Raw genomic sequence first — 25,484 nt, 5'->3', positions numbered from 1 at the left:
TCTTCAGACCATTTCTGCTGCCTCCGTTCAGGGGCAAACGCCAAACTTCCCAATTTCATATATGTTGGCTGTGCAACTTACTTACGGGTAGCAATGACAGATGTACCTGTCATCTCTTCCGGTTGTGGCAATTGCATCAGGTCAAGAATCGTTGGCGCAATATCGGCCAGAATTCCACCTTCACGCAACGTTACATTTGGATCAGTCACGATAAATGGAACCGGGTTCGTTGTATGAGCTGTGAACGGACGTCCTTGCTCATCAAACACCATATCCGCATTACCATGATCCGCAGTGATCAGCACCACGCCGCCTTTGGCAAGTACCGCGTCTACAACGCGACCCATGCACTCATCCGTCACTTCAACCGCTTTGATCGTAGGCTCCAGCATACCGGAGTGTCCAACCATGTCAGGGTTAGCAAAGTTCAGGATAATCGCATCGTGTTTATCCGCTTCAATCTCACGGACTGCTGCATCGGCTACTTCATAAGCGCTCATCTCCGGTTGCAGGTCATACGTCGCCACCTTAGGTGAGTTAATCAGCACGCGAGTTTCGCCCGGAAGCTCTACGTCACGGCCGCCGCTGAAGAAGAAGGTTACGTGCGGGTACTTCTCCGTTTCTGCAATACGCAGTTGTTTTTTGTTATTCTGTACCAGCACTTCACCCAGCGTATTGTCGAGGTTTTTAGGCGAGTAAGCCACATAACCTTCAACCGTTTCGCTGAACAACGTCAGGCACACAAAGTGCAAGCCCACAGGGAACTTCGGCCCACGATCGAAACCGCGGAAATCGGAGTTCGTGAATACTTGCGACAACTGGATTGCACGGTCAGGACGGAAGTTCAGGAAGATGACGGAATCGCCACTCTCTACCAGACCTACCGGCTCACCATCCGCTTGAACGATAACCGTTGGTTCAACGAACTCATCAAATACGGATTTCTCATACGATTCCTCAACCGCTTTGAGTGGATCAGTGTATTTCGGCCCATCACCATAAACGATGGCACGGTAAGATTTCTCCACACGCTCCCAGCGTTTGTCACGGTCCATAGCATAGTAGCGGCCTTGAACCGTTGCGATTTTACCTACACCCACTTCATCAATCTTAGCGATCAGCTTCTGCATGAAGTCTTTACCACTATCCGGCATAACATCACGGCCATCCAGGAAGGCATGAATGTATACTTCATTCATTTCTTCTTTTTTAGCCAGATCCAGCATCGCGAACAAGTGGTCGATGTGACTATGTACGCCACCATCGGACAACAAGCCGTAGAGATGAAGCTTTTTACCGTTCTGTTTCGCTTCGCGCACCGCTTTGACAAGTGTTTCATTGTCATAGAACTCGCCGTCACGAATCGATTTGGAGATACGGGTCAAATCCTGATATACGATCCGGCCGGCACCAATGTTCAAGTGACCTACCTCGGAGTTCCCCATTTGTCCTTCCGGCAAACCTACAGCCTCACCGCATGCAGTCAAAGTTGTGTGTGGGAACTGGCTCATGAAACGGTCATAGTTCGGTTTCTTGGCTTGCGCTACCGCATTGCCTTCCACCGTGTTACGCAGACCGAAGCCATCCATAATGATCAGTGCTACAGGTTTTGGAGCTGTCATCTTACTTCGCCCCCTCAACAAGCGCGATGAACGAAGCCGGCTGCAAGCTGGCACCGCCAACAAGTGCGCCGTCGATGTCGCTTTGTCCGAGGTATTCTGTTACGTTTTCCGGTTTCACGCTGCCGCCGTATTGGATACGAACCGCATCTGCAACCTGCTCGTTGTACAGATCCTTCACCAATGTACGGATGTAAGCAATAACTTCATTCGCATCTTGGGATGTGGAGGATTTGCCTGTACCAATCGCCCAGATTGGCTCATAAGCGATAACGACTTGTGCCGCTTGCTCTGCAGACAGACCTGCAAAAGCCGCTTCGGTTTGCACTTTACATACGTCTTTTGTTTGGTTTGCTTCGCGCTCTTCAAGCGTTTCACCAAGGCAGAAGATTGGAGTCAATCCATGACGGAATGCTGCATGCAACTTTTTATTGACAGTCTCATCGGTTTCCGCAAAATACTGACGGCGCTCCGAGTGACCGATAATCACGTAATCAACACCCAGTTCTTTCAGCATGATACCGCTGATTTCACCAGTGAACGCACCATTGTCTTCGAAGTGAAGATTTTGTGCACCGATTTTGATGTTAGTGCCTTTCACAGCTTCTACCAGAGATGGCAGGTTTGTAAAAGGTGCACAGATTACTGTTTCTACGCCTGCGACTTCCGCTTTTCCTTTAACTTCCTGAATGAAGTCATTGGATTCGGAAACCGTTTTGAACATTTTCCAGTTACCCGCGATAATTGGTGTTCTCATTGGTTTCAACTCCTTCATGCTATAGCTTAAAGCTTACTTGTCGTTCAATGCAACTACGCCTGGAAGCACTTTGCCTTCCATGAACTCGAGCGATGCACCGCCACCTGTGGAGATGTGGTCCATTTTGTCAGCCAATTTGAACTTCTCAGCTGCTGCTGCAGAGTCGCCTCCGCCGATAACTGTGTAAGCAGATGTTGTAGCACAAGCTTCTGCTACTGCACGAGTACCGTGGGAGAATGGCTCGATTTCGAATACGCCCATAGGTCCGTTCCATACAACCAGTTTGGAGTTTTTAACAACGTCAGCGTAGATCTCACGTGTTTTAGGACCGATGTCGATACCTTCCCAATCTGCAGGAATGTCGCCAACTTCAACGATTTTTGTGTTTGCGTCCGCACTGAAATCGTCAGAGATTACGATATCCACTGGCAGGTAGAAGTTTTTACCCAATTTTTTCGCTTTTTCGATAAAGCCAAGTGCTACATCCAATTTGGACTCATCCAGCAGGGATTGACCTACTTCGTGGCCTTGAGCTTTCATGAATGTGTAAGACAAACCACCACCGATGATTACGTTGTCTGCAATGTTAAGCAGGTTGTCGATCACATCGATTTTGTCTTTTACTTTGGAACCACCGATGATTGCTGTGAAAGGACGCTCAGGGTTGGAGATGGCTTTACCCAACACATCAAGCTCTTTTTCCATCAACAAACCGGACACTGCTGGAAGCAAGTGAGCGATTCCTTCAGTCGAAGCATGTGCTCTGTGAGCAGCGCCGAATGCATCGTTAACGAATACGTCAGCCAGTTCAGCAAATTGTTTTGCCAGTTCCGGATCGTTTTTCTCTTCGCCTGCGTGGAAACGAACGTTCTCAAGCAACAATACGTCGCCATCGTTCAATGCCGCGACTTGAGCCTTAACCGCTTCACCTACGGAATCATCCGCTTTAGTAACCGGTTTACCCAGCAATTCAGACAAACGCTCAGCTGCTGGTGTCAAACGCATGGATTCTACAACTTCACCCTTTGGACGTCCCATGTGGCTCGCCAAGATTACTTTTGCACCTTTTTCGATCAGGAAGTTGATCGTAGGCAGTGTTGCACGAATACGTTTGTCATCTGTAATTTTACCATCTTCGAGCGGCACATTGAAATCTACACGGACAAATACCCGTTTTCCATTCAATTCGATATCGCGTACACTTTTTTTGTTCATCTCTATTTCCTCCGCACCCATGTATTTGGTGAACCTTTCAAGAGCTGAATCCCTTGTCAGTCCTGGTGTTCATGAGAAATTAACTAAATATCCATATATAAAGAGCGGAAACAATAACAATCTGTTTCCGCTCTATGTTATTACAGATATTACTTGATCATTTTTGCAAAGTGCTCCAATGTGCGAACCAATTGAGCTGTGTAGGACATTTCGTTGTCATACCAAGCTACAGTTTTAACCAGTTGTTGGTCGCCAACAGTCAGAACTTTAGTTTGAGTTGCATCAAACAGGGAACCGAAAGTGATTCCTTGGATATCGGAAGATACGATTTCGTCTTCAGTGTATCCGAAAGTTTGTGGATCGGAAGCTTCTTTCATAACTGCGTTAACTTCTTCAGCAGTAACTTTTTTGCCCAGAACAGTTACAAGCTCAGTCAGGGAACCAGTAGCTACTGGTACACGTTGAGCTGCACCATCCAATTTGCCTTGCAGTTCAGGGATAACCAGACCGATTGCTTTAGCAGCACCAGTTGTGTTAGGAATGATGTTTTCAGCTGCTGCGCGAGCACGACGGAAGTCACCTTTAGGGTGTGGAGCATCCAATGTGTTTTGGTCGCCAGTGTAAGCGTGAATTGTAGTCATCAAACCTTGAACGATTCCGAATTTGTCTTGCAGTGTTTTTGCCATAGGTGCCAGGCAGTTTGTTGTGCAAGATGCGCCGGAGATTACAGTTTCAGTACCGTCGAGAATTTCATGGTTTACGTTGTAAACGATGGTTTTCATGTCGCCAGTAGCTGGTGCGGAGATAACAACTTTCTTAGCTCCACCTTTCAAGTGTTTCTCAGCAGCTTCTTTTGTTGTGAAGAAACCAGTACATTCCAGAACGATGTCTACACCCAGGTCTCCCCAAGGCAGTTCTTCAGGGTTACGGTTAGCAAGTACTTTAACTTCTTTGCCGTTTACTTTGAAGAAACCATCATGTACTTCAACATCGCCATCGAAGCGACCTTGAGTTGTATCATATTTGAGCAAATGAGCCAGCATTTTAGCGTCAGTCAAGTCGTTGATTGCTACAACTTCAATGCCCTCTACATTTTGAATACGGCGGAATGCCAAACGACCAATACGTCCAAAACCGTTAATACCTACTTTAATCATGAGTAAGTTCCTCCCAAGTTTTGATTAGTTTTTTATGAAACTATATATTCAAGACAGACGGTAAAGTCCGTCAAGACAACAAGAGTTGTGTTCAAAATAAAACCATTTCATCTCTGAAAAGTTAGATCTTTTCCATGTCAGCGACGATGACTTCGGCCGCAGCCTCATCAATAATCAGAATATCTTCCTGTCCGAACCGCAGTACGGAATGGATGGCAGCTGCCTTGCTTTTGCCGCCCGCAATGCCAATGACTACATCGGTGCGTTCGATATCCTGAAGCCGCATGCCCAGCGTAAGCATGGTATGTACCACCTCACCCTGACCATTGAAGTAATACCCGAAGGACTCCGATACAGCTCCCTGCTCCTGAAGTTCGTCAATGATCTCCGGTGCAAGCTTGCGTCTCTTCGCCATCTCCACAGCATCACCAATGCCATGAATTACGATGCGCGATTGCCTGATCAGCTGTAAAATCTCCTGAACTCCCGGGTCCTGGATCAGTGATTCATAGGCATGGTCACTAAGCAAATCCGGTACATGCAGGAGTTTGTATTGAGCCCCTGTCCGTTTTGCCATCGTGGATGCAATCGTATTTGCCTGAATTTCCAGGCTCTCTCCCAACCCGCCACGTGCTGGTACAAACCAGACACCCTTCATTGAAGTCGGTGGTGTGAGTTGTTCTGCGACTTCGGCCGTTGTTGATCCGCCTGTTACAGCGACAACGTCGTTGTCATTCATGATACTGCTGAGAGCTTTTGCTCCAGCTCTTCCAAGCTCCCTTTTGGCGTAAGGAGATATATCCGAATCACCAGGAACCACGACTACCTTTTGCAGACCGTAGGCTTGCTTGATTCGCTCTTCCAGCTCGGATAATCCAAACAGCTCTTTCGCGACAGGTTCTAATTGCTGCAGCAAATTATAACCCGCCTCGCTGATCTTCATCCCTGCACTGTCAATTTCGATAAGTCCCTGAGCCTTTAACAGATCGGTCTCAGCTCTCAGAACCCGCTCGGTCATCTGCATGGAATTGGCTAACGTTCTCCGCCCAATCACATCCGATAACATGATCTGGTGCAGAATCGTATAGCGTTTTTTCAAGACATCCATGAGATCGGGCAGAAGCTGCTTTTGCACTTCCAAGATCGTTCGCATGCTTTCCACTCCCGCAAGCTTCATGTTCCAAGCTTTCTGCATGGCCTTAAAATGTCCCGGGTTAACTTTTTAAGTCCCACGTTCATTCTACCTAAAACTGACGCGAGATGCAAGTGTTTCGATTGCTTATTTCGACAGGTTAGCAGGCGTTTGTACGCGCCTATTTTCACAACCTTTACACATCGAGATAAGGAAATGAGGATCTCACACCATATATAGAAGAAGTCCACACATAACATCTATATCTTGCTGTGTTTCATTTTCATAGGGCATGTCCAAAACCTCTAATAGCATGTACCGAAATACAAGCTTTATCCATTCTTCTTCATCATGATCATTTCCGAAACAATTCAAACCATCTTCGGAATAGCTCAGCCCATTCATGAAAGACAACGTGAGCCCATTCATCGTAAGGAAAACCACACCATGTTCATGCAAAGCAACTGCTTGCAATTCACCAGTGCATAAGCTATAATCATTATTGCTGTCACATAATTTGCGCCCGTGGTCCAATGGATATGACGTAGGCCTCCGAAGCCTGAGATCCAAGTTCGATTCTTGGCGGGCGCGCCACTTAATTTTTTAACAGCTCATAATGCATTTAACCAACGAAACCGGAAAGGTTTCTTTTTTTTCAAACTTAGTTTGACTTTCTTTGACTTTTTGTTTGAGATTGTTTATGATGTGGTTAATACGGTAACAGTTTAAGTATAAACACCATTTAACATTTACATTTCCGAGGAGGTTTTTCACGTGAGTTATATTCCAATGGTCGTTGAACAGAGCAACCGGGGTGAGCGCGCCTATGATATTTATTCCAGATTGCTGAAGGATCGTATCATTTTCCTTGGCAGCGACGTGAATGACGTTGTCGCGAATGCCATCATGGCACAGATGTTGTTCCTGGCAGCGGAAGATCCGGAGAAAGACATTCACCTATACATCAACAGTCCAGGCGGATCCATCACAGCGGGGATGGCAATTTACGATACAATGCAGTTCATTAAACCGGATGTATCTACGATCTGCGTAGGTATGGCGGCTTCCATGGGTGCATTCTTGTTGAATGCCGGTGCAAAAGGCAAACGTTTTGCGTTGCCAAACAGTGAAATTATGATTCACCAACCTCTTGGTGGTGCACAAGGTCAAGCTTCGGACATCGAAATCCGTGCACGTCGCATTCTGAAAATGCGTGATACCTTGAACCGCATCATCTCCGAGCGCACAGGTCAACCCCTGGAGCGTATCGAAAAAGATACAGATCGTGATTACTTCATGAGTGCTGCTGAAGCAGCCGATTATGGTATCATCGATAAAGTAATCCAAAACGTAGGCTCCCAAGGCATCTAAGCTTTAGCTGCCTGGAGACAACGTAAATAAGCGCAGGGCGGGCATCACTTGAATATAGGTGAGCACGCTCTGTGCTTTTTAATTATAACAGGCAATCTCACCACCCGGACTTGGGGTGCCTTGCCTGCATAAACCAGAAGCCCCCGTCATTCTTGCTTTGACGGAGGCTTCTGGTTTATTATTTTTCACGAATAAAGGGTATAAGTGCTCTTGTCTTGTTTTGACTTGAATTTATTTCATTTTATGATTTCATCTAAGCTAAAACGAACTTACTTCTCAGAAGCTACGTTGCTGAATGGTGCGGTTCCTTCAGGCAGAATATCCTTGTAAGTGAACTTGAATTCAGGGAAGCCCTCCGCATACGCGGTGTACTCATACAACTGGAAGAATACCACTGCGCCTGTTGGTGTCACGTAGAAATCCTGATCTTTGTTAAGGCCTTTGTAGTCGTTCAGGGCTCCCGCGTTCGCTTTCAGTTGCTCGCCAACCTTTTTGCTGATCGTTTCACGCATCGATTTGCTGTTTGCAATTACATCATCCAGTGACAGCTCTTTACCTGTGTCGAGAGCAAACGTATGACCGGTGCGAGTCGTCATGCCATGTGCGCCTGCATAGTCCTCATAACGTTGAGTGATCAGACCCAGCACACCGTTCTCATTGTAAGTCACCACATAAGAAGCTTCGAATGCATATGGACGATTTGCGGTTGCTCCACCGAATTCTGACGTTTGTTTTTTGAACGCCGCAACAGCGGTGTCCACTTCATCTTTGAGCACTTTGTTAATCGCAGCTTCGGCCTCTTTGCTCGCTAGTCCGCTCACTTGCGGGTATTGCACATCCACCTCAGCATTTTTAACGGTTACACTCGCTTTGGTCGATTTTACCTGAACGTTATTTTGTTTCACTTTACTCAGGGTCAGTGTTTTGGTTTTGGCATCCCAGTTACCCTGTACACCCAAATAATCTCTCATTGCAGAGAACGGGATGTACAAACGACCCTGGATCAACTTTGCTTCCACTTGAGGATAAAAACCATTAATATACACGTTTGGCTGTCCATCCATCAAACTCACAGTCATTGCATTGTTCGCTGCAGTTACGGTATATGACTTTGTTTTTGCATCATATTTCAATGTCCCACCTGCTACATCCTTAACTGCTGTCAGCGCCACCCATGTAGATCCACCTTGGAGCAACCCTTTTTGCGTGAGGGTTTTTCCACCTGATTTCAACGTTACTTCAGCCGGTGCAGTTACTTTGGCAGATACGGATGCTGCTTGAACCGATTGATCCACCCACGCTGTACTTCCTCCCATAATTACACCTGCTGCCAATAATGCACTCGTCCACTTTTTCCATGTTTTCATCTAAAAAACTCCTCTCTGTTATTCACCCTCAGATTCATTGCTTACGTCACCATATACGACGATTGTGTATTAGTCACACGCTAACCTCTTACTAACCATTAACCCATTCCTGGGAAGATCTGCAGCTATTGTTCCAATTTGCGAAATTAAATCTTCTTTTCATGTTCGTCATTTATTTCTTTTTCAGGTTACTGAAAGGTACTGCTCCTTTAGGAAGAACTTCTTTATATTTAAAAGTAAATTCGGGAAACCCTTCTGCACGGGAAGTGTACTCATATTGTTGGAAGAACACCACGACCCCTTTAGGAGTTACATAGAAATCCTGATCTTTATCCAGACCTTTATATTCGCTTCGGACGTTGTATTTAGCTTCCAACTGCTCCCCAACGTTCTTGCTGAGCTTATCAAGCATGGATTTACTGTTTTGCAAGACATCATACAGAGTCAACTCTTTGCCTGTACTCAGTGCAAATGTGTGTCCATTACGAATATTTTTACCGTTTGCCCCTCCGTGAATTGCGTAACTTGACGTTACAAAACTAATTACACCATTCTCGTTATACATCACCTCATATGAACTCATTAATTCATGCGGGTGCTCTGCTGTAGGTTTTTCAAATCCCTTTGCTTCTTTTTTGAAATTTGCCACCAATGCATCAACCTCGTTTTTCAGCACCTTGTTGATAGCCGATTCAGCCTTTTTGTTGTTCAATCCGCTCACTTGGGGATATTCCAAAGCCACCTCTGTGTTTTTAATCTGGACTTTGGCGGTAGTTGATAATACCTTTACTTTGCTTTGTTTCACTTTGCTCGAGATCAGCGTTGGGGAGGTGCTTCCCTTGCTATTTCCTTCTGCTTTTAATGCAATTTCAATCGGAGTTGTTACTTTAGAAGGTACGAAAGCTGCTTGAGCAAAACTCCCCTGCCATACGGAACCCCCACCTATTAAGATGCCTGCCGCGAGCAGTGCACTATTCCATGGTTTCATTCATTAATCCCCTCTCAACATTTTGGTGTTATTGCGCCAGTGCTTTATGTAAAACTATTTTAATTGCGTAGGTCATGACGCTTACGTTATTTATTATAGCTAGCTAAACTAACGAAAGATTTACAGCTCCAGTTACAATATTGATGAAAACCAGACAATTTCACCTATCTAAAATGAACGTTTTGTCACGAACAATGATACAAAAACGACATAATATACCCTATTCTCCTGTAGGTATTTTAATAATAATTCTCCCCTTACTTCCTCAAAGCCAGCATGTGCAACAAAAAAACACTGCCCCGAAGGACAGTGCTTTTGTCATTATTTTAAATTCTTAATATTTAATATTTTATCCCGTGAAGTGCAAAGTTCCTTACTTCATCTCATATGTGATATTCAGAACGGTACTTACTTTGACCTGACCAGCTTCGATCTGTGTACCTGCATCTGATTCACTCTTCGCTTGCGACATGAGCTCTGATGCATAGAACACAGGAACATTAGCATCCGGCTGACTTACCGATAGAACAGTACCCAGCTGACGTTTAACCGCTTTAGCGATCGCTCCTGCTTTCACATCTGCATTAGCTACCGCCTTAGCAATCACTTCGGATTCGTATTTCTCTGGATTCTCTACTGTAAAGCGTACATTTTCAATATTATTGGCCCCTGCTTGGGAGGCTGCATCCAGCAGTTCACCAATCTTGTCCATATCACGATATGTTACTGTCAATGTGTGATGTGCTGTGTAACCTTTAATTTTCTGTCCATCTTTTTCGCTATACGTGTAGTTTGGTTGCACGTAAAATTGACTGGTTTGAATATCATCGGCACTAATCTTCCATGTGTTTTTCAGCAAATTAGTAACCTTTTGAATCTTAGCAGCATTTGCCTTCTGAGCTGACGCCGCAGTATCGGCAGTACTGTTCACACCGATGGACAGATAGGCAATATCCGGCTTCACTTGAATCTCACCTTTACCTACGACATTGATTACATTTTGCTGTACGCCCTGAACTTCGGCAGCATAAGCATAATTTCCTGGAGCTACATAAGCCGTTCCTCCGACCAGCAACGAACTTGCCACCAGCACTGCACCAAACGGTTTCATCCATTGTTTACCCATTACGAATAACCTCCTCATATGTTAACTTCTCAAACTTGAAGCGATTTGATACCTTAACAGACGGGACAAATTCCATAATGTTGCACTTGACGGACCCGTTTAATTAAATTTTATATAAAACGCAAAAAAGCCCCTTGCGGGACTTCTTCATGGATTGAATGGAGTTCATGAAGCTTATTGATTCTCAAGCTCTTCTTTGCTAACCAGACTAACTAAAGCGTTTACAGCCTGATCCGCATCCGCGCCTTCAGCACTAATATGGATTTCTGTACCTGTACTGATCGCAAGGCTCATGATTCCCATGATACTTTTAGCATTTACTTTTTTATCGTCCTTCTCGACGAACACTTCAGATGAGTACTTATTCGCTTCCTGAACGAACAGTGCTGCAGGTCTGGCATGGAGACCCGTTTTCAAACGGACAACTACCGGGTGCTTTGTCATAGAAACTTACCCCCTATTATGAAATCTGGACATTAAATACACAATTATATTTATACAACATTATACCATTAACCCGTGCAGGACACTAGAAGAAAAAACATAGCCCGCCAGCATAGGCAAAAATCCAGAGCCGAAGCCTCTCCTTCACCCGCACGAGTAACCCAACACGACCTGGTAAGGTCATAACAAACCTTAAACCTAAATGATTCGTTTCAACCTTCAACTTTAACGTTCCGCACGCACTTTCTCAGCAAGCTCATCAATCTTCCGAAGGCGATGGTTCACGCCCGATTTGCTCACCGTACCTTTTAGCAATTCGCCTACTTCCTTCAGATTGATATCGGGATGAGCAAGCCTTACCTCAGCTACCTCACGTAGCTTATCCGGAAGAGATTCCAGACCTACTTCCTTTTGCAGTAAACGGATATTGTCGATTTGTCTAACCGCTGCGCCAATCGTTTTGTTCAGATTAGCTGTCTCACAATTGACAATTCGATTCACCGAGTTACGCATGTCCCGCATAATTCGAACATCTTCAAACTTGAACAAGGCCTGGTGAGCACCAATGATGCTAAGCAACTCAATGATTTTCTCGCCTTCCTTAATGTATAGGATGAATCCTTTTTTCCTTTCTATACACCGGGCATTAAGATGAAATTCATTAGCCAAATCCACCAGTGCCTGACAATGCTCTTCATACATGGACGCAATCTCCAGATGATATGAGGAGCCCTCCGGGTTATTTACGGAACCACCTGCCAGAAACGCACCACGAAGATAGGCTCGCTTACAACAATTCTTCTCCAGTAACTCTTCATTAATGCCAGGAGTAAACAAGAATCCTTCAGAGACGATGTGCAGCTCCTTTAGAATCTCCTGAACCATAGACGGAACACGAACAATATACACATTGTTCTTCTTCAGCCGCATTTTTTTGCGAACCAACAATTCCGTATGCACTTGAAAATGCTTTTTAAGCAGAGAGTATGCCCTTCTTGCGATCGCAGCATTCTCTGTCGAAATATCCAAGATGACTTTTTTATTCGATAACTGCACTGCACCAAGCATACGGATGAGGGCTGAAAGTTCCGCCTGTTCGCAGCACGCTTCACTTTCAATCATCGTTAATTCTTTTTTGGTCTGTGCTGCAAATGACATGGGACTTCACCTCTTCCGTAACATCCAATTTTGGACCAGTTGGTAAATATGATGGCTGAGCTTATCAGCATCATGGCGCAGATAGGTTTTGAACAATACCAGCGTATCTGCGACAACCTGATAACCTGAACTTTTCAGCACATTCATATCGAGAACAACCGGTTTTGCTCCTTTTTCCGCATACTTATTCTGCACTTGTAGCGGAATGTCACCATTGTTCACGATCACGTAGTCAAAGAGCTGGTGACCAATATGATCATGCACTGCCTTAAGATGATCACTCACTGTATAATTATCGGTCTCTCCCGGCTGTGTCATTACGTTACAAATAAACATCTTCACCGCATCCGTTTCAACGACAGCTTCTGCCAGTTTGGGCACAAGCAGATTAGGAAGGATGCTCGTGTATAGACTACCTGGGCCAATCAGAATCGCATCTGCTTGGCGTATAGCCTCCACAGCTTCTGGCAACGGCTCCACGTGATCCGGTTCAAGAAAGACACGTTTAATACGCCCGCCTGCTTCAGGGATTTTGGACTCACCAGTAATAATTGATCCATCCTCCATCTCAGCGTGTAACACAACAGCTTGACCTGCTGCCGGAAGCACCTGACCTCTAACGGCAAACACGCGGCTAAGCTCCCGCACAGCGGTCACAAAGTCGCCTGATATATCCGTCATTGCAGCCAATATCAAATTACCCAGGCTGTGGCCTGCAAGCCCCGCGCCTGTATTGAAACGATACTTTAACATGTCCGAAAGCAGTGGCTCAACATCTGCCAGCGCGGTGAGAACGTTACGAATGTCGCCTGGCGGCGGCATTTGCAACTCACTGCGCAAGATCCCTGAACTCCCACCGTCATCAGCAACCGTAACGATGGCCGTGATATCCATCGGCTTCTCTTTTAAACCGCGTAACATCACAGATAATCCGGTTCCGCCGCCCATAACAACGATTCTCGGACGTTCTCTCCGTGGTCCGGCCTCTTTCATCCCTTCACCCTCTTCAATGACGGTCCCGGTCAGCGTCGCGGTGGCTTACGGTAACAGCTTCAGTCTCACTGCTTCCGAGCATTTTGCCCAAATATTCCGATATTGCTACCGAACGATGCTTGCCTCCGGTACAGCCGATTCCAATAATAACCTGGCTTTTGCCTTCCTTCCGGTATTGCGGAATCAGAAAATGCAGCATATCCAGCAGCTTGGTCAGAAACGCTTGCGTTTCCGGCCATTTCATAACATATTCATACACTTCACTATTTTGTCCTGTATTCGGCCGCAAATGATCAATATAATGCGGATTCGGTAAAAAACGAACATCAAATACGAGATCCGCATCAATCGGAATACCGTATTTAAATCCGAAGGACGTTATATTCACGGACAACATCTGGCTCTCCAAGTGAGAGAAACGTGAGATGATGCGCTCCTTCAATTGAGCAGGCTTCATGGTGCTGGTATTCAGCACCTGAGTTGCTGAATTTTTAAGTTCCTCCAGCATCTTGCGCTCCAGCTTAATGCCATCCAGCGGCATACCTTCTGGCGCTAACGGATGTCTACGTCTACTCTCTTTGTAACGTTGAACCAGAACCGAATCGGTTGCATCCAAAAATAGAATTTCGCAGTGAATCGTAAAATGATCCTTGATATAGTTTAAAGACTCGGACAATGCTGTGAAAAATTCACGTCCCCTAAGATCGATGACCAGCGCTACCTTGCCAATCTTGCCATTCGACTGTTCGATCAATTCCGCGAATTTAGGAATTAGAACAGGCGGTAAATTATCTACGCAGAAAAACCCCAGATCTTCCAGGCTCTGCACAGCTATCGTTTTACCCGCTCCGGACATGCCCGTAATGATAATGAGCGTGGCGCCTGTGCCTGGTGAGCCTTCACCGTCAAGCATAAATGTCCCCTCCTTATCATATTGCTGTCGGATATATCGTGTTACAAAGGTACTACGAACGTAAGAGGAGACCTGCCGCGCCTACGATTCCTGCATCATTACCCAGTGTAGCTTCCAAAATCTGAACACCTTGTTGCAACGGCTCTGGAGTCAATTGAGCAAACACAGTCCGAATCTCATCAAACAAGAAGTCGCCTGCCTTGGATACTCCACCGCCAACAATGAATAATTCCGGGTTCAGTACAGCCGCTACGGTTGCCATGGATTTGCCCAAATAATAAGCCGCACGGTTTACAATCCGCAGTGCCACTTCATCGCCTGCTTTGGCCGCATCAAACACTTCCTTGGCAGCGATTTTGTCTACCAAAGCAAGGGACGTATGATCACCACGCTCTACAGCATCCTTCGCCATGCGAATGATACCTGTTGCGGATGATACCGTCTCTACACATCCCATTTTACCACAGCCACACTTGATTGCTTCCAGATCAGGCACAACACTGATGTGGCCCAGTTCCCCGGCCATGCCGGAAAACCCTTGATAGATTTTACCGTTCAGGATGAGACCGCCGCCAACGCCTGTACCGAGTGTGAAGCATACACAATTGTCTACACCCTTGCCGGCTCCAGCCCAAGCTTCACCCAGAGCAGCAACGTTCGCATCATTATCTATTTTGACAGGCTTGCCCAGACGCTCTTCCAGAACCGAACGAATGGCTACATTCCGAAATCCGATGTTAGGAGCATGAACAATAATCCCCTCGCGTACATTCGTGAAACCGGCGACTCCTGCTCCGACACCCTCAAGCTGTTCCCAGCTGTATGGCGATTCGGCTACGATATGACGGACATACTTCTCGATGTTGGCGATAACCGTGTCAACGCCCTGGTCCACTTCAGTCGGTCCTTCATACGTATGCATAAGCTGACCTTGATCATCACATATACCGACCTTGATTGCTGTTCCGCCGAGATCGACCCCAACGTAGATTTTCTCAGACATGCTGCAAGCCACCTTTATCTATCTAAAATAGTTTAAGTCCTACGTACCAACTATAATTGAAGGATACGCCGGGGTCAAGACGAGAAGACCTCACGCGCAACATGCTTTGGCAGGGTTGTGAACGACATCACACACCATTTTTGAATGCGTATACAACCTCATTTTAATCTATTAAAACGCCATGCTCCCTCCTCCCCTGATAGAAAGGGGAGCCTCAACTCATGATATTTCATTATCCCTCGTTCCATTCATACAAAATGACAATGGTCATCTGATCACCATGACATTGTTAACTAAATCACCCATGATACCCCTCACCTCAGGTGCGGGTATAACAAAAAAACGCCATCCAGCGAAGCACTGGAGGCGTTTATTCTTTTTTTTGCACAGTTTAGAAACTCTCAAGAATCAAATTACAACTTCGTCTCTACTCGCACAGGCTCTTCGGTCTTCTCCATCTTGTTTACATCCAGAATGTCCAGCATGAAGACAAAGATTGGAATACCAATAATCAAGCCCCAGATGCCGAGGAAATGTTGCGACAGAATCAGCACGATAAAGGTGTAAAACATCGGTAACTTGGTCTTGTGCGCCATGAGCTTCGGATTCAGGAAGTATGTTTCCAGCGCATGAATAATGATGATCATAACGATCACGATGATGGCCATCTGCAATCCGCCCATTTGATACCCGATCAGACAGAGCGGCACAAGGGAGATCATAACCCCTGCAACAGGCACCAGACTGAGCAGGAAGACCATAATTGTTAACGCGAATAGGTAAGGGTAACCTAAGATCCACAATCCGAGCATCGTCAGCACCGTATTAAATACGGCAATTAGCAACTGCGCTTCAATGACTTTACCAAAAGAAGATACAAATTTGTCGCCCAGGTATGCCACTTCATTATAGAACCAACCGATTTTACTTGTTTTGAACTTGGACGTGAATTTATAGATTTCTTTTTTCTGCAACAGGAAGAACAAACTCAAAATAATAACCAACAGGATGAATTCCAGCCATTTACTAAAGGCAAAAATGTATTTCAGCGCTTCGTTGGTATAATTTTTAATGTCGAAGGACTGCAGATAACCTGCGATCTTGGAGGCAAAATTATCACCATCAGCCGTGTCGAGAAATTTCATAATCTCGTTGGTTAACTGCACAACCTGATCCACAATCCGTGGTGAATATCTGGATATACCAAGTACAATTCCGGCTATCACAATCATATACAGCAGAATGACCACGACTTTATAGTCGATTGGAAAAAAGCGATTCAAACCTTTTGTAATGAGATGCTGTAGCCTGTTCATGACATAAGTCACCAGGAACAACAGCAGAATCATATGAAGCATACTCCCCATACTGAACAAAATTAAACAGAACAACAGCAGGATCAAAAAACGTCTAACCGTTGCATTCTGAAGCCAATCTTTTATCATTTCCCCCAACTTCTTCACCTCACAGCTAATATACCCCTTATGTATACGAAATCATGCCCATCATCGTTTCAAAAAAAGAGAAGCCCTCCGGCTTCTCTCAGTTCATGAGACTTCCCGTTGTCTCTTATGCTAGTTTATTCCAAACCGTAGGGCTGTCATGCGTATTACTTATCCAGCGTTTCGCTCCAATCGTGCACGATACTTCCCTCCAGGAACTTTTCACAATCCATCGCCGCCATACAACCTGATCCTGCAGCTGTAATAGCCTGACGATATTTTGTATCCTGAACGTCACCACAAGCAAATACACCAGGAATATTGGTTTCTGTTGTTCCTGGCTTCACCACAACATACCCATGGTCATCCAGTGCAATAGCGTTACCAAGGAATCCAGTGTTTGGTGTGTGCCCGATTGCAACGAATACACCATCTGCTTCGAGCAACTCTTCCTGGCCTGTTTCATTGTTGCGGACCTTCAACCCTTTGACCCCCATTGCTTCAGGCACAACTTCAAGCGGTGTACGGTTCAAAGCCCATTTCACTTTCTCGTTGCTGCGGGCCCGATCCTGCATAATCTTGGATGCGCGCAGTTCATCCCGGCGGTGAACCAACGTAACATCTGTAGCAAAGCGAGTCAAAAAGCTTGCTTCTTCCATAGCGGAGTCGCCACCGCCCACCACAACGATCTTTTTGCCGCGGAAGAAAAATCCGTCACATGTTGCACAAGTACTTACTCCCCGCCCTACGTTTTCCTGCTCACCCGGAATACCGAGATAACGAGCCGAAGCACCTGTGGAGATAATGATGGAGTCTGCCTCCAATTCACCAATGCCCCCCACACTTACTTTAAAAGGTTGCTTACTGAAGTCAACCTCTTCCACCCAGCCATTCTTGAATTCAGCCCCAAAACGTTCTGCTTGCTTACGCATGTTGTCCATCAACTCAGGCCCCATAATACCTTGCGGGAAACCCGGGAAGTTCTCGACGTCTGTAGTCGTTGTCAATTGCCCACCTGGCTGAAGACCTTCAATCACCAGCGGTTTCAGATTCGCACGAGCCAGGTATATCGCTGCTGTCAGACCCGCAGGTCCGGTTCCGATCACAATCGTTCTGTATTTAGACATATAGATACAGCCTCCTTCATCAGGTTAAGATGTGTAATGGTCGCGAATAACTTGCCAAGATGATATCTACAGGCATTTTTAGACCTATTCGTTAAGTTTACCCGTTTTCCCGGTTAATGTATCCTTCTCTCAGGGACAACCATGCTTCAAGCTTGAATTGCCACGTTCTACAGAGCCTATATCTCTGAATTCTATCCGTTAGGCGGAGTTACACTACAGATCTGATTGAGCTGCCTCGCATATTTGCTGACAGTAGATGCGGATATACCGTAACGTTCAGCGATACTCTGATACGTAACGGGCCGGCTACGGTTTTTGGAAGCCAGATACTCCAGTCCTGCAGCCCATCCTTCGATCTGTTTAGAACCAGATAGATCCGGTCGAACCCTGGAAACATAATCTGTCCAGATCCGCTCCATCTCTTGCTGTAATTCGGCTCTCGCCTCTGACATCTGAAGCGCACGATCAACAACAGCCTGCCAATGGGGGGACGTCTCTTTTCCGAGTCGAATCCCTGTAATTTCCTTCTTACTCACCTTAGGTACGGTCTTTAACGCCTCCGCCTCCGGGGTAAGTGGTTGAGAAACTTCAGCGTTCAATTCAGGATGTTCAACCCTTTGCAGATCATGTAAAACGGCTTGCGCCGCCTTGACCAGGGTAGGCTCTTCACCAGGTTCATCAATGAACAATTGCAAGGCCTGTTGCACCTCATAATCCCCAATCATGCCAAGCGCATGAATAACCTGCAGCTTGGTTGCCTGATCTCCATGACGTAAAGCCCAGAAGAACGATGAGCGAATCAGTGGATCATTTTTCATCTCTTCCGGAATGCCATTACCGTAATCCTCCCATTGCTTGAACTGCTCGTCAAAGGGAAGATGGTAGTGATAGCTTAACTTACTCGGCTCCTGCACACCTTGAATTACCGCTTCAAGGCCGTCCAAATAATAACGAGCCACCTCAGAACCTGGGTCAAGCTTGTTCACGTGATGCCACAGCCGCTTTGCGATGTCATACCGTTCTGTGTTGAAAGCTGCTACTGCTGCGTAATGCGCCAGTGCCGGATCAGTAGCGGTCTCTTCACCCTTGAGTAAACGGCGGAAATGAATATAGGCCGCGTCATGCTGGCCCAGAATCCCCATTGTTGTAGCGAGCTTGTATACCTGTTCGTGCTGGAATGGCACGATCGCGCGCAGTTTTTTAATCAACAACAGCACTTGGTCTGTCCGATTCTCATTTTGATAAAAGATCGCCAGATTGCATAGTGCGTGCAGATTGCCCGGTTCTTGTTCCAGCACATCAGCAATAGTCTCTTTCGCTTTGGAGAACAGTCCCATATAATAATAGGCGAGAGCAAGATTGTTACGGGCAGCAAGATAATCCGGATAATCGGGCGACATGCCTTCGAGCAGTTCTGCAGCTTGGGCAAACTTCCCTTCTTCCAGCAACTCACGTGCCTGATCGTGCTCCACAACCCCCTGGCGTGACTTGATTCGATTTAATTTGGCTGGGCGATCCAGCTCATAATACAAAAGCTCCATCATCTCTTCTGCTTCCGTCATGAACTGCCCCTGCGTGTCTTCCTCTAAATAGGTGACCAACGCCCGCTCGGCTTCCTCAAATTGATCCATGTTGGCATAATTGTTTGCCATATAGAAATAACATTCCGTCATCGACGGGTCAACCACATCCAGCACATGAGCCAGAATGGCATTGGAAGCTTTATAGTCTCCCTTTTCTGATAATATACCCGCCATATTACAATGATTCACCGGATTTTCCGGCTCGTACTCAACAGCTTTGCGAAAATATTTCAATGCCTTGTCGACATGATTACGGTCCAGCGAGCGGACAGCTCTTTCAAAAAAGAAAGAAGCATCCAAGTGAATCGGTATAATATTGGCAAGGTGACCCTCGGTCCGCACTAGCTTGCCCTTCATCTCGCAAGGCACCTCCTCTTTGTTTTCATTCATACTCTTCAGTATACCACATCTTTAGGCGCTCTTCGCTATATGTAGTTTCATGTCGTTTATGAAAAAAATACAAATAATTAAGATGGCATTTCATACCGATTATGAGTGAAATACCATTGGTCCGGAGCTTCATAGATAGATAAATTCCACACCCTCTATAACACTCTCCATTTAAGGGAATTTAAATGGTATGAATTGTTTATGGTAAAATAAGTTTATCTTTTTACTGTAATGCTAATTTTATATAATTTCCCATACAAATCACCTAATACATCACTTTAACTCAGTTTTACACATTGAAAATTAACATAAATTGTGTCTATGACAAAAATAAGCCGATATTATCCAAGGAGAGGGAATTCATATGAATATTACAAAGACAAAGTTGCTCTTAATCATGATTATTATGTGCTTCGTTGCCTTAGTCGGGTGTTCCAGAGAAAATGAAAACAAGTTAAATTTGGATGATTTGCTCAATGCACTTAAATCGCAAAATTTAGAATTAGAGCCTTATGGCATAACCGGATATCCCATGAAATTAAATGATGTTATACCAGAAGTGTACTCCGTTAAGTTGCCAGGCTCAGAAGAAAACAATAATACCGAAGAATTTATCCATTTCTATATCTTCAATTCAGAAAAGGATCGTTTAAAAGGAGCTAAAGAATTTAACGAAATCACAGAAAATACCAATCCAACAACGTTACCTTTCTTATACGAAAAAGAAAATATTCTCCTTATTTACTGGAGTAACAGCAAAGACCATCCATTAATGAAGGAGGCAATTGAAACTGCGTTAGAACAACTAAATTCATAACACATAATCCCATTTATTACCACAAAAAGATTCAAGAAAACATAAACAGCGTGCACCGGATGAATATCGGTACACGCTGATTACTTAATTCTATAAATACTTTAGCCAAGAAGTTTACTGAGATTTCTCATCATACTAGTGACGGAGAAAGGGTTATATTCAGCGTTTTATCGAAGGGCGTCATGAAATTAACCAGTACAATTTTGCAATTCTCAGGCATTTTGGCTTCACGCACCGTTGCCGCCAGATGTCCCATCTCGCCTCCATCAATCTCAAGCCAATCTTCTGCGCAACTATAACGAAGCTTGCCGCCTTTCCACAGAATACTACCATCACTGGTTTCTATGCCATCCTCACAGCTAAGTTCTCCTTCACTTCCAAATACAAAGGATAATTGCATCATGATGTCCTGTGGTTCCTCACCAGTCAGATGCATCGTCCAGCCGCGGTCTGTCTGCAGTACCTCGGCACCAACACGGAATGTCTGCTCATGTGTAAGTGTACGAGTCTGATGCGGAAGCAAATACCACGGGCTGATTGATGAAGAAGCTGTAGCTGGTAAATCAGCCGAAGGAACAGGACCGTAATAACCTTTCTTCTGTTCCCCAGTCAATCGATATCCCTGAGGGAGACGAGTCATATTTTGCATCGGTACATACCCGGGGTTAAAGTAAGATGCTAACTGAACAGCGAGCAGACGTACCTCACCATGACGAAGTGCAAAAAATGGAGCTACTTCCGTCATAACCGTCAAACTGGTTTCTCCATCACGGATTCGAGCAACAGAAGCACCAAAATCCGTATGCATCCGACTGTGCGAGATTCGTTGATGGTGGCCTACCAAATCGATTCTCTCCAAATAACCCCCTCTAACAAAATGTTCATTAAGTATGATGTCATACTTCTCGGGTAATGTGTCTTTTACCCCGTCGATCTCTATGAGTTCCGGTTCCAACATTAACTTCACAAGAGCATTCACGGAACACACACCTGGATCTGTCAAATCACTAACTGCCCAAGCAGCCATACCTGCAAAAATCGGATCTTGATCCAGTTTGGCCATAATCGCATAGGGCAAATAATACGAAGACAAGCCATGCTTACTGCCCAGATCCTGTCGACCTGAATAATCAGTCACAATCTCACCTGTAGGGTGTACGAGATATACCATCATCCGAAGGTTCAAACGGACTGGTTCCAGCAGTTCAGGACGGTTCAATAACCGTGCGGCATGAATCAGCATAATATCACTCACCGCATTGTAGATCCCGTTGCTACGTTCGGTCCACTCCCCATCAGGGGTAATATCAATCCCTTCCGCAAGCCATTGCTCCGCACGTTTCACCGCTTCCTCTATACCAAAGATCTCATGCAGAAAACCAAGTGCGGCACACAACACCCAGCGATGATTTGGTGTATGACAACCTCCCGTTAACATGACTGGAATCGTCCGTTCCAGAAACAATCGCATATTATCCAATACAGGCTTCAGTGGCGCCCAATCCTGTTGGTTCAAAAGTTGATATAACTGCGAATATCCTACAACAACAAAAGCAGTGTCTGGCGGGGAGTGATAGTTTGTCCAGCCAGGTGATATCGATCCATCACTGTGCTGATGACGCAACACAAACTCACTCGCTAGCCGAAGTCTCTCTAACAGAGTCTCGTCACGATAATACGTTGAGTCTGGATTAGAAAGGGCTGCCCCCCAGAAACACATATCTGTTGGCGTTCCCGTCGTATGGTTAACCCAAGCCACACCCGAAAAAGGATCAATTGTTCCACCATAGTAACGGCTTTCCGAATCAAGCACCTGCCGCTCTATGCCTCGCTTAGTAGCTCTGTCATTGCTTTCTACCATTTGTCTATACATCTACATTACCCCTCCATCCCATCCATCCAATAACATCAACTCATACAAATAAAGCCCTATCAAAAGATAAGATCAGCAGGCTGTGCGCTCTAACAGCCCAAGCCAACCGATCTTATCGCTTTGTCTAACTATACTTCTAATCTCGCAAGTTTCTGCATCAGCAGATCATGACTTTCGTGAATCGCTTCCGGTTCACAGGCTGACTTCAGTTCATATACCTTCACCTGTGCTTTACGGATCATAGGCAGATATGCATCATAGAAGTGCATATCCTTACTGTGCACGTATGGACACCAGTGATCCGATAATCCCAGTGTTTCATGGATATGAACACCTACGATATCATCCATGAGCCCCTGCATCTCACCTACACTATCGTACAGTCCCAGTCGATCCATCATAATGGCATGACCCGTATCGTACCAAATTCCGACCGGAGCGCCCTTCAGAGCCTGAATGATCGTTTTCGCTTCGGCAAGTGTAGGGATTTGTTGCGGTCTTGAGCGGGTCTCGATCCCAAAACGGACGTTTAGCCCCTTGGATACCGCACGGTTGCAAACTTCATCCAGACTGACGATGATTTTTTCAATATACCCTGCGCTCAGGGCATCGCGCCGCTCCATGAACTCTGCCCATTTATTCTGATAATGTGGAGAATCCGTTCCTTCTTCGCGATACAGCTTTTCCAGATCCTTGCTGACATCATGTGGGAAAGGTACCTCGCCTGGGTGTACAACGACCGCTTCCCCTCCATAACGATGCGCATATTCAGCCGATCCAACCAGCAGATCAATGGCCCGCTTACGCTTGACTTCATCTTCAAAGCCGAGCAGCACAGAATCGGTTCCGTAATCAGGATCGGGATCATGGGGGAATGTGTTGTGTACACTGGACACCCCAATCTCTCCGCGCTCAATCATCGGCTCAATTGTAGTGAGCATTTCCTTCGTTACATTATAGTTAAGCTCCACCCGGCGAAAGCCAAGTCCTGCAATTTCCCGAATCATGTCCTCGCCTACAGGATGTCTCCTGATATTCCAGCATGTAGAGAATGAGTATTCTCCCTTGTCAATTCCCTGCATAATTCATTCCTTCTCCTTCCCCGAATGTGATGTTTGCGTGTATGGGGACTACGAATTAACCTTTGATTGCTCCTTGCATTGCGCCACTAACAAAATACTTTTGCAACCATGGATATACCAGCAGGATCGGTACTGTTGCAAAGACAACTGCTGCAGCTTTAAGACTCTCTGGTGTTAATCTTGTACGGCTAGCACCCTCCAGCAACGTGAGGTCACTTATCATGTTGTTCTGTACCATTTGAAAGAGCTTCAGTTGCAAAGGATATAACTTCGGATCTGTGATGTACATCAGGGAATCCTGGAAGCCATTCCAGCGTCCGACCGCATAGAACAGACCAAGTGTAGCAAGTACCGGCATAGACAGTGGCAAAATGATTTTGAAGAGCGTGTACACATGAGAGCTTCCATCAATTTCGGCGGACTCTTCCAGGCTATCCGGTATTCCGCGGAAGAAGGAGATCAGGATAATCAAGTTAAACGGACTAACCAACCCTGGTAAAATCAATGCCCAAACCGAGTTCATCAAATGCAGGTCACGAATCAGCAGATACTCAGGAATAATCCCGCCGCTGAAGAACATCGTAATAATAATGATGTACATAAACAACTTACGGCCCTTTAATTTTTTCTTCGTCAACGGGTACGCTGCAGCAATGGTAAACAACAGACAGAGTACCGTTGTTGCAACCGTAAGAAGCGCTGTAAATCCTAGTGAATACAGCATGGAGTTATCCGAGAATACTTGACCATAGGCATCCCAAGAGAACTCTTTCGGGAAAATCGTTACTTCACCTGACGTTATGGCCCGGTTCGAACTAAGTGATATCGCAATCGTGTGTAAGAACGGAGCAAGACAGAATAGTACAAACAATGAAATAAAGGTGACATTGACAATGTCGAAAATCCGGTTCGAGGTGCGTTCACTCATCTGCGCACAACTCCTTTACTGATGATCTATACGTACAACAAGTCAAATTGGTGTACATCTTACTATTGTTCTGGAATTAGAGAATTCCTTCACCCGTTGTTTTCTTGGACAGATAGTTTGAACCTAGGACAAAGACCAGTCCGACAACCGCTTGGAATAAGCCAACAACCGTTGCAAGTGTATATTGTCCAGACTGTAGACCAATTCTGTATACAAAGGTACTAAGTACATCGGAATATTCACGAACAGCCGTATTACCAATAACATAAGGCCGGTCAAAACCAATGCTGACCATATTTCCAAGGTTAAGAATAAGCAAGGTGATGATCGTTGGTTTAATACTTGGTATTGTAATATGCCAGATTCTCTTCAGCCGCGTTGCACCGTCAATCTCAGCTGCCTCGAACAATTCCTTGTTCACACCTGTTAATGCAGCCAGATACAAGATGGTTCCCCACCCAGCGCTTTGCCACACACCTGTGAACAGGTAGGTAACAAGCCATGAGTTTTTTTCTGTCAAAAATGGAATGGAATCAAATCCCATGCTCTGCAGTAGATTGTTTACCATACCGGATTGATTGCCAAACAATTGGTAGACAATCCCTCCGATGATAACCCAGGAGATAAAGTGAGGAATATACAGAATGGTTTGTGAGATTTTCTTAAACCATTTGAATCTAACCTCATAGAGCATAATCGCCAGAATAATTGGAGCAGGGAATGAAACGATCAGATCAAGAAAATTCAGCATAAATGTGTTGCGTAATGTAGTGTAGAAATCGGGCATTGCGAATACCTCGCGAAAAGCATCGAAACCGATCCATTCACTACCGTTGATACCTTGAAAAAGGTTGAAATCTTTAAAAGCGATCTGGACACCGTACATCGGTCCGTAACGGAAAATTAAAAAGTAGATTATAGGCAGAGAAATCAATGCATATAGCTGCCAATATCTTTTCAAATATGTGAGGTTCAAGACGGTTTCCTCCTATCATAAGA

22 protein-coding genes and 1 tRNA gene are annotated in these 25,484 nt (G+C 45.4%); 3 read left to right on the top strand and 20 right to left on the bottom strand.

Annotated elements, in window-relative coordinates; translation table 11 throughout:
• Positions 1-77 precede the first annotated feature (77 nt).
• The 5 genes from gpmI to MKY23_RS00905 form a co-directional block, all read right to left on the bottom strand.
• On the bottom strand, positions 78-1,622 hold the full coding sequence (gene gpmI, locus MKY23_RS00925; protein WP_154891553.1) for a 2,3-bisphosphoglycerate-independent phosphoglycerate mutase: 1,545 nt from the start codon (positions 1,620-1,622) through the stop codon (positions 78-80).
• 1 nt (position 1,623) lies between these two features.
• Positions 1,624-2,376, bottom strand: coding sequence for a triose-phosphate isomerase (tpiA, locus tag MKY23_RS00920; protein WP_221790108.1), 753 nt, complete (start codon positions 2,374-2,376; stop codon positions 1,624-1,626).
• Positions 2,377-2,409: 33 nt separating this feature from the next.
• The gene (locus MKY23_RS00915; RefSeq protein WP_090924797.1) at positions 2,410-3,591 is read right to left on the bottom strand and encodes a phosphoglycerate kinase; all 1,182 of its coding nucleotides are present in this window, start codon (positions 3,589-3,591) and stop codon (positions 2,410-2,412) included.
• A 149-nt stretch (positions 3,592-3,740) separates the two neighbouring features.
• Positions 3,741-4,748 (bottom strand): type I glyceraldehyde-3-phosphate dehydrogenase, encoded by a 1,008-nt coding sequence (gene gap, locus MKY23_RS00910; RefSeq protein WP_056695277.1) that lies wholly within the window; start codon positions 4,746-4,748, stop codon positions 3,741-3,743.
• Positions 4,749-4,869: 121 nt separating this feature from the next.
• On the bottom strand, positions 4,870-5,901 hold the full coding sequence (locus MKY23_RS00905; RefSeq protein WP_221790187.1) for a sugar-binding domain-containing protein: 1,032 nt from the start codon (positions 5,899-5,901) through the stop codon (positions 4,870-4,872).
• Positions 5,902-6,399: 498 nt separating this feature from the next.
• Between MKY23_RS00905 and MKY23_RS00900 the strand changes: the two genes are divergently transcribed.
• Both MKY23_RS00900 and clpP read left to right on the top strand, forming a co-directional pair.
• Positions 6,400-6,474 (top strand) — tRNA-Arg (locus tag MKY23_RS00900).
• Positions 6,475-6,654: 180 nt separating this feature from the next.
• Positions 6,655-7,251 (top strand): ATP-dependent Clp endopeptidase proteolytic subunit ClpP, encoded by a 597-nt coding sequence (gene clpP / locus MKY23_RS00895; RefSeq protein ID WP_090924795.1) that lies wholly within the window; start codon positions 6,655-6,657, stop codon positions 7,249-7,251.
• 269 nt (positions 7,252-7,520) lie between these two features.
• Here clpP and MKY23_RS00890 read toward each other — a convergent pair whose 3' ends face one another.
• The 11 genes from MKY23_RS00890 to MKY23_RS00840 form a co-directional block, all read right to left on the bottom strand.
• The gene (locus tag MKY23_RS00890) at positions 7,521-8,618 is read right to left on the bottom strand and encodes a DUF4163 domain-containing protein (protein ID WP_339834568.1); all 1,098 of its coding nucleotides are present in this window, start codon (positions 8,616-8,618) and stop codon (positions 7,521-7,523) included.
• A gap of 172 nt (positions 8,619-8,790) precedes the next feature.
• The gene (locus MKY23_RS00885) at positions 8,791-9,606 is read right to left on the bottom strand and encodes a DUF3298 and DUF4163 domain-containing protein (protein ID WP_339834565.1); all 816 of its coding nucleotides are present in this window, start codon (positions 9,604-9,606) and stop codon (positions 8,791-8,793) included.
• A 373-nt stretch (positions 9,607-9,979) separates the two neighbouring features.
• The gene (locus MKY23_RS00880) at positions 9,980-10,732 is read right to left on the bottom strand and encodes an SIMPL domain-containing protein (protein ID WP_154891557.1); all 753 of its coding nucleotides are present in this window, start codon (positions 10,730-10,732) and stop codon (positions 9,980-9,982) included.
• 174 nt (positions 10,733-10,906) lie between these two features.
• Positions 10,907-11,176, bottom strand: coding sequence for an HPr family phosphocarrier protein (locus MKY23_RS00875; RefSeq protein WP_090924792.1), 270 nt, complete (start codon positions 11,174-11,176; stop codon positions 10,907-10,909).
• Positions 11,177-11,401: 225 nt separating this feature from the next.
• Positions 11,402-12,334 carry a DNA-binding protein WhiA gene (gene whiA, locus MKY23_RS00870; protein WP_090924791.1) on the bottom strand — a complete coding sequence of 311 codons (933 nt, stop codon included), beginning with the start codon at positions 12,332-12,334 and terminating at the stop codon, positions 11,402-11,404.
• Between the two features lie 6 nt (positions 12,335-12,340).
• Positions 12,341-13,327 (bottom strand): YvcK family protein, encoded by a 987-nt coding sequence (locus MKY23_RS00865; protein ID WP_090924790.1) that lies wholly within the window; start codon positions 13,325-13,327, stop codon positions 12,341-12,343.
• Between the two features lie 13 nt (positions 13,328-13,340).
• Complete coding sequence (gene rapZ, locus MKY23_RS00860) at positions 13,341-14,240, bottom strand: RNase adapter RapZ (RefSeq protein ID WP_090924789.1); 900 nt, start codon at positions 14,238-14,240, stop codon at positions 13,341-13,343.
• Between the two features lie 52 nt (positions 14,241-14,292).
• Entirely contained in the window at positions 14,293-15,243 is a 951-nt protein-coding gene (locus MKY23_RS00855) for an ROK family glucokinase (protein ID WP_123066169.1), read from the bottom strand.
• A 413-nt stretch (positions 15,244-15,656) separates the two neighbouring features.
• The gene (locus tag MKY23_RS00850) at positions 15,657-16,688 is read right to left on the bottom strand and encodes an AI-2E family transporter (RefSeq protein WP_090924787.1); all 1,032 of its coding nucleotides are present in this window, start codon (positions 16,686-16,688) and stop codon (positions 15,657-15,659) included.
• A gap of 164 nt (positions 16,689-16,852) precedes the next feature.
• Entirely contained in the window at positions 16,853-17,812 is a 960-nt protein-coding gene (gene trxB / locus MKY23_RS00845; RefSeq protein ID WP_339834557.1) for a thioredoxin-disulfide reductase, read from the bottom strand.
• A 191-nt stretch (positions 17,813-18,003) separates the two neighbouring features.
• A complete protein-coding gene (locus MKY23_RS00840) occupies positions 18,004-19,752 on the bottom strand; it encodes a tetratricopeptide repeat protein (protein WP_339834554.1) in 1,749 nt (582 codons plus the stop codon).
• Between the two features lie 397 nt (positions 19,753-20,149).
• On the opposite strand from MKY23_RS00840, the gene MKY23_RS00835 reads away from it, so the two are divergent.
• Positions 20,150-20,602: a hypothetical protein gene (locus MKY23_RS00835; protein ID WP_339834551.1), complete on the top strand. Its 453-nt coding sequence runs from the start codon at positions 20,150-20,152 to the stop codon at positions 20,600-20,602.
• 130 nt (positions 20,603-20,732) lie between these two features.
• On the opposite strand, the gene MKY23_RS00830 is transcribed toward MKY23_RS00835, so the two are convergent.
• The 4 genes from MKY23_RS00830 to MKY23_RS00815 all read right to left on the bottom strand — a co-directional run bounded on the left by MKY23_RS00830 (position 20,733) and on the right by MKY23_RS00815 (position 25,461).
• Positions 20,733-22,475 (bottom strand): hypothetical protein, encoded by a 1,743-nt coding sequence (locus tag MKY23_RS00830; protein WP_339834549.1) that lies wholly within the window; start codon positions 22,473-22,475, stop codon positions 20,733-20,735.
• 128 nt (positions 22,476-22,603) lie between these two features.
• Positions 22,604-23,557, bottom strand: a complete 954-nt coding sequence (locus MKY23_RS00825; RefSeq protein WP_339834546.1) for a TIM barrel protein — start codon at positions 23,555-23,557, stop codon at positions 22,604-22,606.
• Positions 23,558-23,612: 55 nt separating this feature from the next.
• On the bottom strand, positions 23,613-24,485 hold the full coding sequence (locus MKY23_RS00820) for a carbohydrate ABC transporter permease (RefSeq protein ID WP_090924781.1): 873 nt from the start codon (positions 24,483-24,485) through the stop codon (positions 23,613-23,615).
• Between the two features lie 76 nt (positions 24,486-24,561).
• Positions 24,562-25,461, bottom strand: coding sequence for an ABC transporter permease subunit (locus tag MKY23_RS00815; RefSeq protein WP_090924780.1), 900 nt, complete (start codon positions 25,459-25,461; stop codon positions 24,562-24,564).
• Positions 25,462-25,484: the final 23 nt, after the last annotated feature.

The sequence above is a fragment of the Paenibacillus sp. FSL R7-0272 genome (assembly GCF_037969905.1).
GTDB lineage: Bacteria > Bacillota > Bacilli > Paenibacillales > Paenibacillaceae > Paenibacillus > Paenibacillus polysaccharolyticus.
This window is presented reverse-complemented; position numbering and strand designations above follow the sequence as displayed.

What these genes read in the sequence shown, in the direction of transcription:
- gpmI (WP_154891553.1), bottom strand. Translation starts at nt 1,622, where the DNA reads ATGACAGCTCCAAAACCTGTAGCACTGATCATTATGGATGGCTTCGGT.
- tpiA (WP_221790108.1), bottom strand. Translation starts at nt 2,376, where the DNA reads ATGAGAACACCAATTATCGCGGGTAACTGGAAAATGTTCAAAACGGTT.
- MKY23_RS00915 (WP_090924797.1), bottom strand. Translation starts at nt 3,591, where the DNA reads ATGAACAAAAAAAGTGTACGCGATATCGAATTGAATGGAAAACGGGTA.
- gap (WP_056695277.1), bottom strand. Translation starts at nt 4,748, where the DNA reads ATGATTAAAGTAGGTATTAACGGTTTTGGACGTATTGGTCGTTTGGCA.
- MKY23_RS00905 (WP_221790187.1), bottom strand. Translation starts at nt 5,901, where the DNA reads ATGCGAACGATCTTGGAAGTGCAAAAGCAGCTTCTGCCCGATCTCATG.
- MKY23_RS00890 (WP_339834568.1), bottom strand. Translation starts at nt 8,618, where the DNA reads ATGAAAACATGGAAAAAGTGGACGAGTGCATTATTGGCAGCAGGTGTA.
- MKY23_RS00885 (WP_339834565.1), bottom strand. Translation starts at nt 9,606, where the DNA reads ATGAAACCATGGAATAGTGCACTGCTCGCGGCAGGCATCTTAATAGGT.
- MKY23_RS00880 (WP_154891557.1), bottom strand. Translation starts at nt 10,732, where the DNA reads ATGGGTAAACAATGGATGAAACCGTTTGGTGCAGTGCTGGTGGCAAGT.
- MKY23_RS00875 (WP_090924792.1), bottom strand. Translation starts at nt 11,176, where the DNA reads ATGACAAAGCACCCGGTAGTTGTCCGTTTGAAAACGGGTCTCCATGCC.
- whiA (WP_090924791.1), bottom strand. Translation starts at nt 12,334, where the DNA reads ATGTCATTTGCAGCACAGACCAAAAAAGAATTAACGATGATTGAAAGT.
- MKY23_RS00865 (WP_090924790.1), bottom strand. Translation starts at nt 13,327, where the DNA reads ATGAAAGAGGCCGGACCACGGAGAGAACGTCCGAGAATCGTTGTTATG.
- rapZ (WP_090924789.1), bottom strand. Translation starts at nt 14,240, where the DNA reads ATGCTTGACGGTGAAGGCTCACCAGGCACAGGCGCCACGCTCATTATC.
- MKY23_RS00855 (WP_123066169.1), bottom strand. Translation starts at nt 15,243, where the DNA reads ATGTCTGAGAAAATCTACGTTGGGGTCGATCTCGGCGGAACAGCAATC.
- MKY23_RS00850 (WP_090924787.1), bottom strand. Translation starts at nt 16,688, where the DNA reads ATGATAAAAGATTGGCTTCAGAATGCAACGGTTAGACGTTTTTTGATC.
- trxB (WP_339834557.1), bottom strand. Translation starts at nt 17,812, where the DNA reads ATGTCTAAATACAGAACGATTGTGATCGGAACCGGACCTGCGGGTCTG.
- MKY23_RS00840 (WP_339834554.1), bottom strand. Translation starts at nt 19,752, where the DNA reads ATGAAGGGCAAGCTAGTGCGGACCGAGGGTCACCTTGCCAATATTATA.
- MKY23_RS00835 (WP_339834551.1), top strand. Translation starts at nt 20,150, where the DNA reads ATGAATATTACAAAGACAAAGTTGCTCTTAATCATGATTATTATGTGC.
- MKY23_RS00830 (WP_339834549.1), bottom strand. Translation starts at nt 22,475, where the DNA reads ATGTATAGACAAATGGTAGAAAGCAATGACAGAGCTACTAAGCGAGGC.
- MKY23_RS00825 (WP_339834546.1), bottom strand. Translation starts at nt 23,557, where the DNA reads ATGCAGGGAATTGACAAGGGAGAATACTCATTCTCTACATGCTGGAAT.
- MKY23_RS00820 (WP_090924781.1), bottom strand. Translation starts at nt 24,485, where the DNA reads ATGAGTGAACGCACCTCGAACCGGATTTTCGACATTGTCAATGTCACC.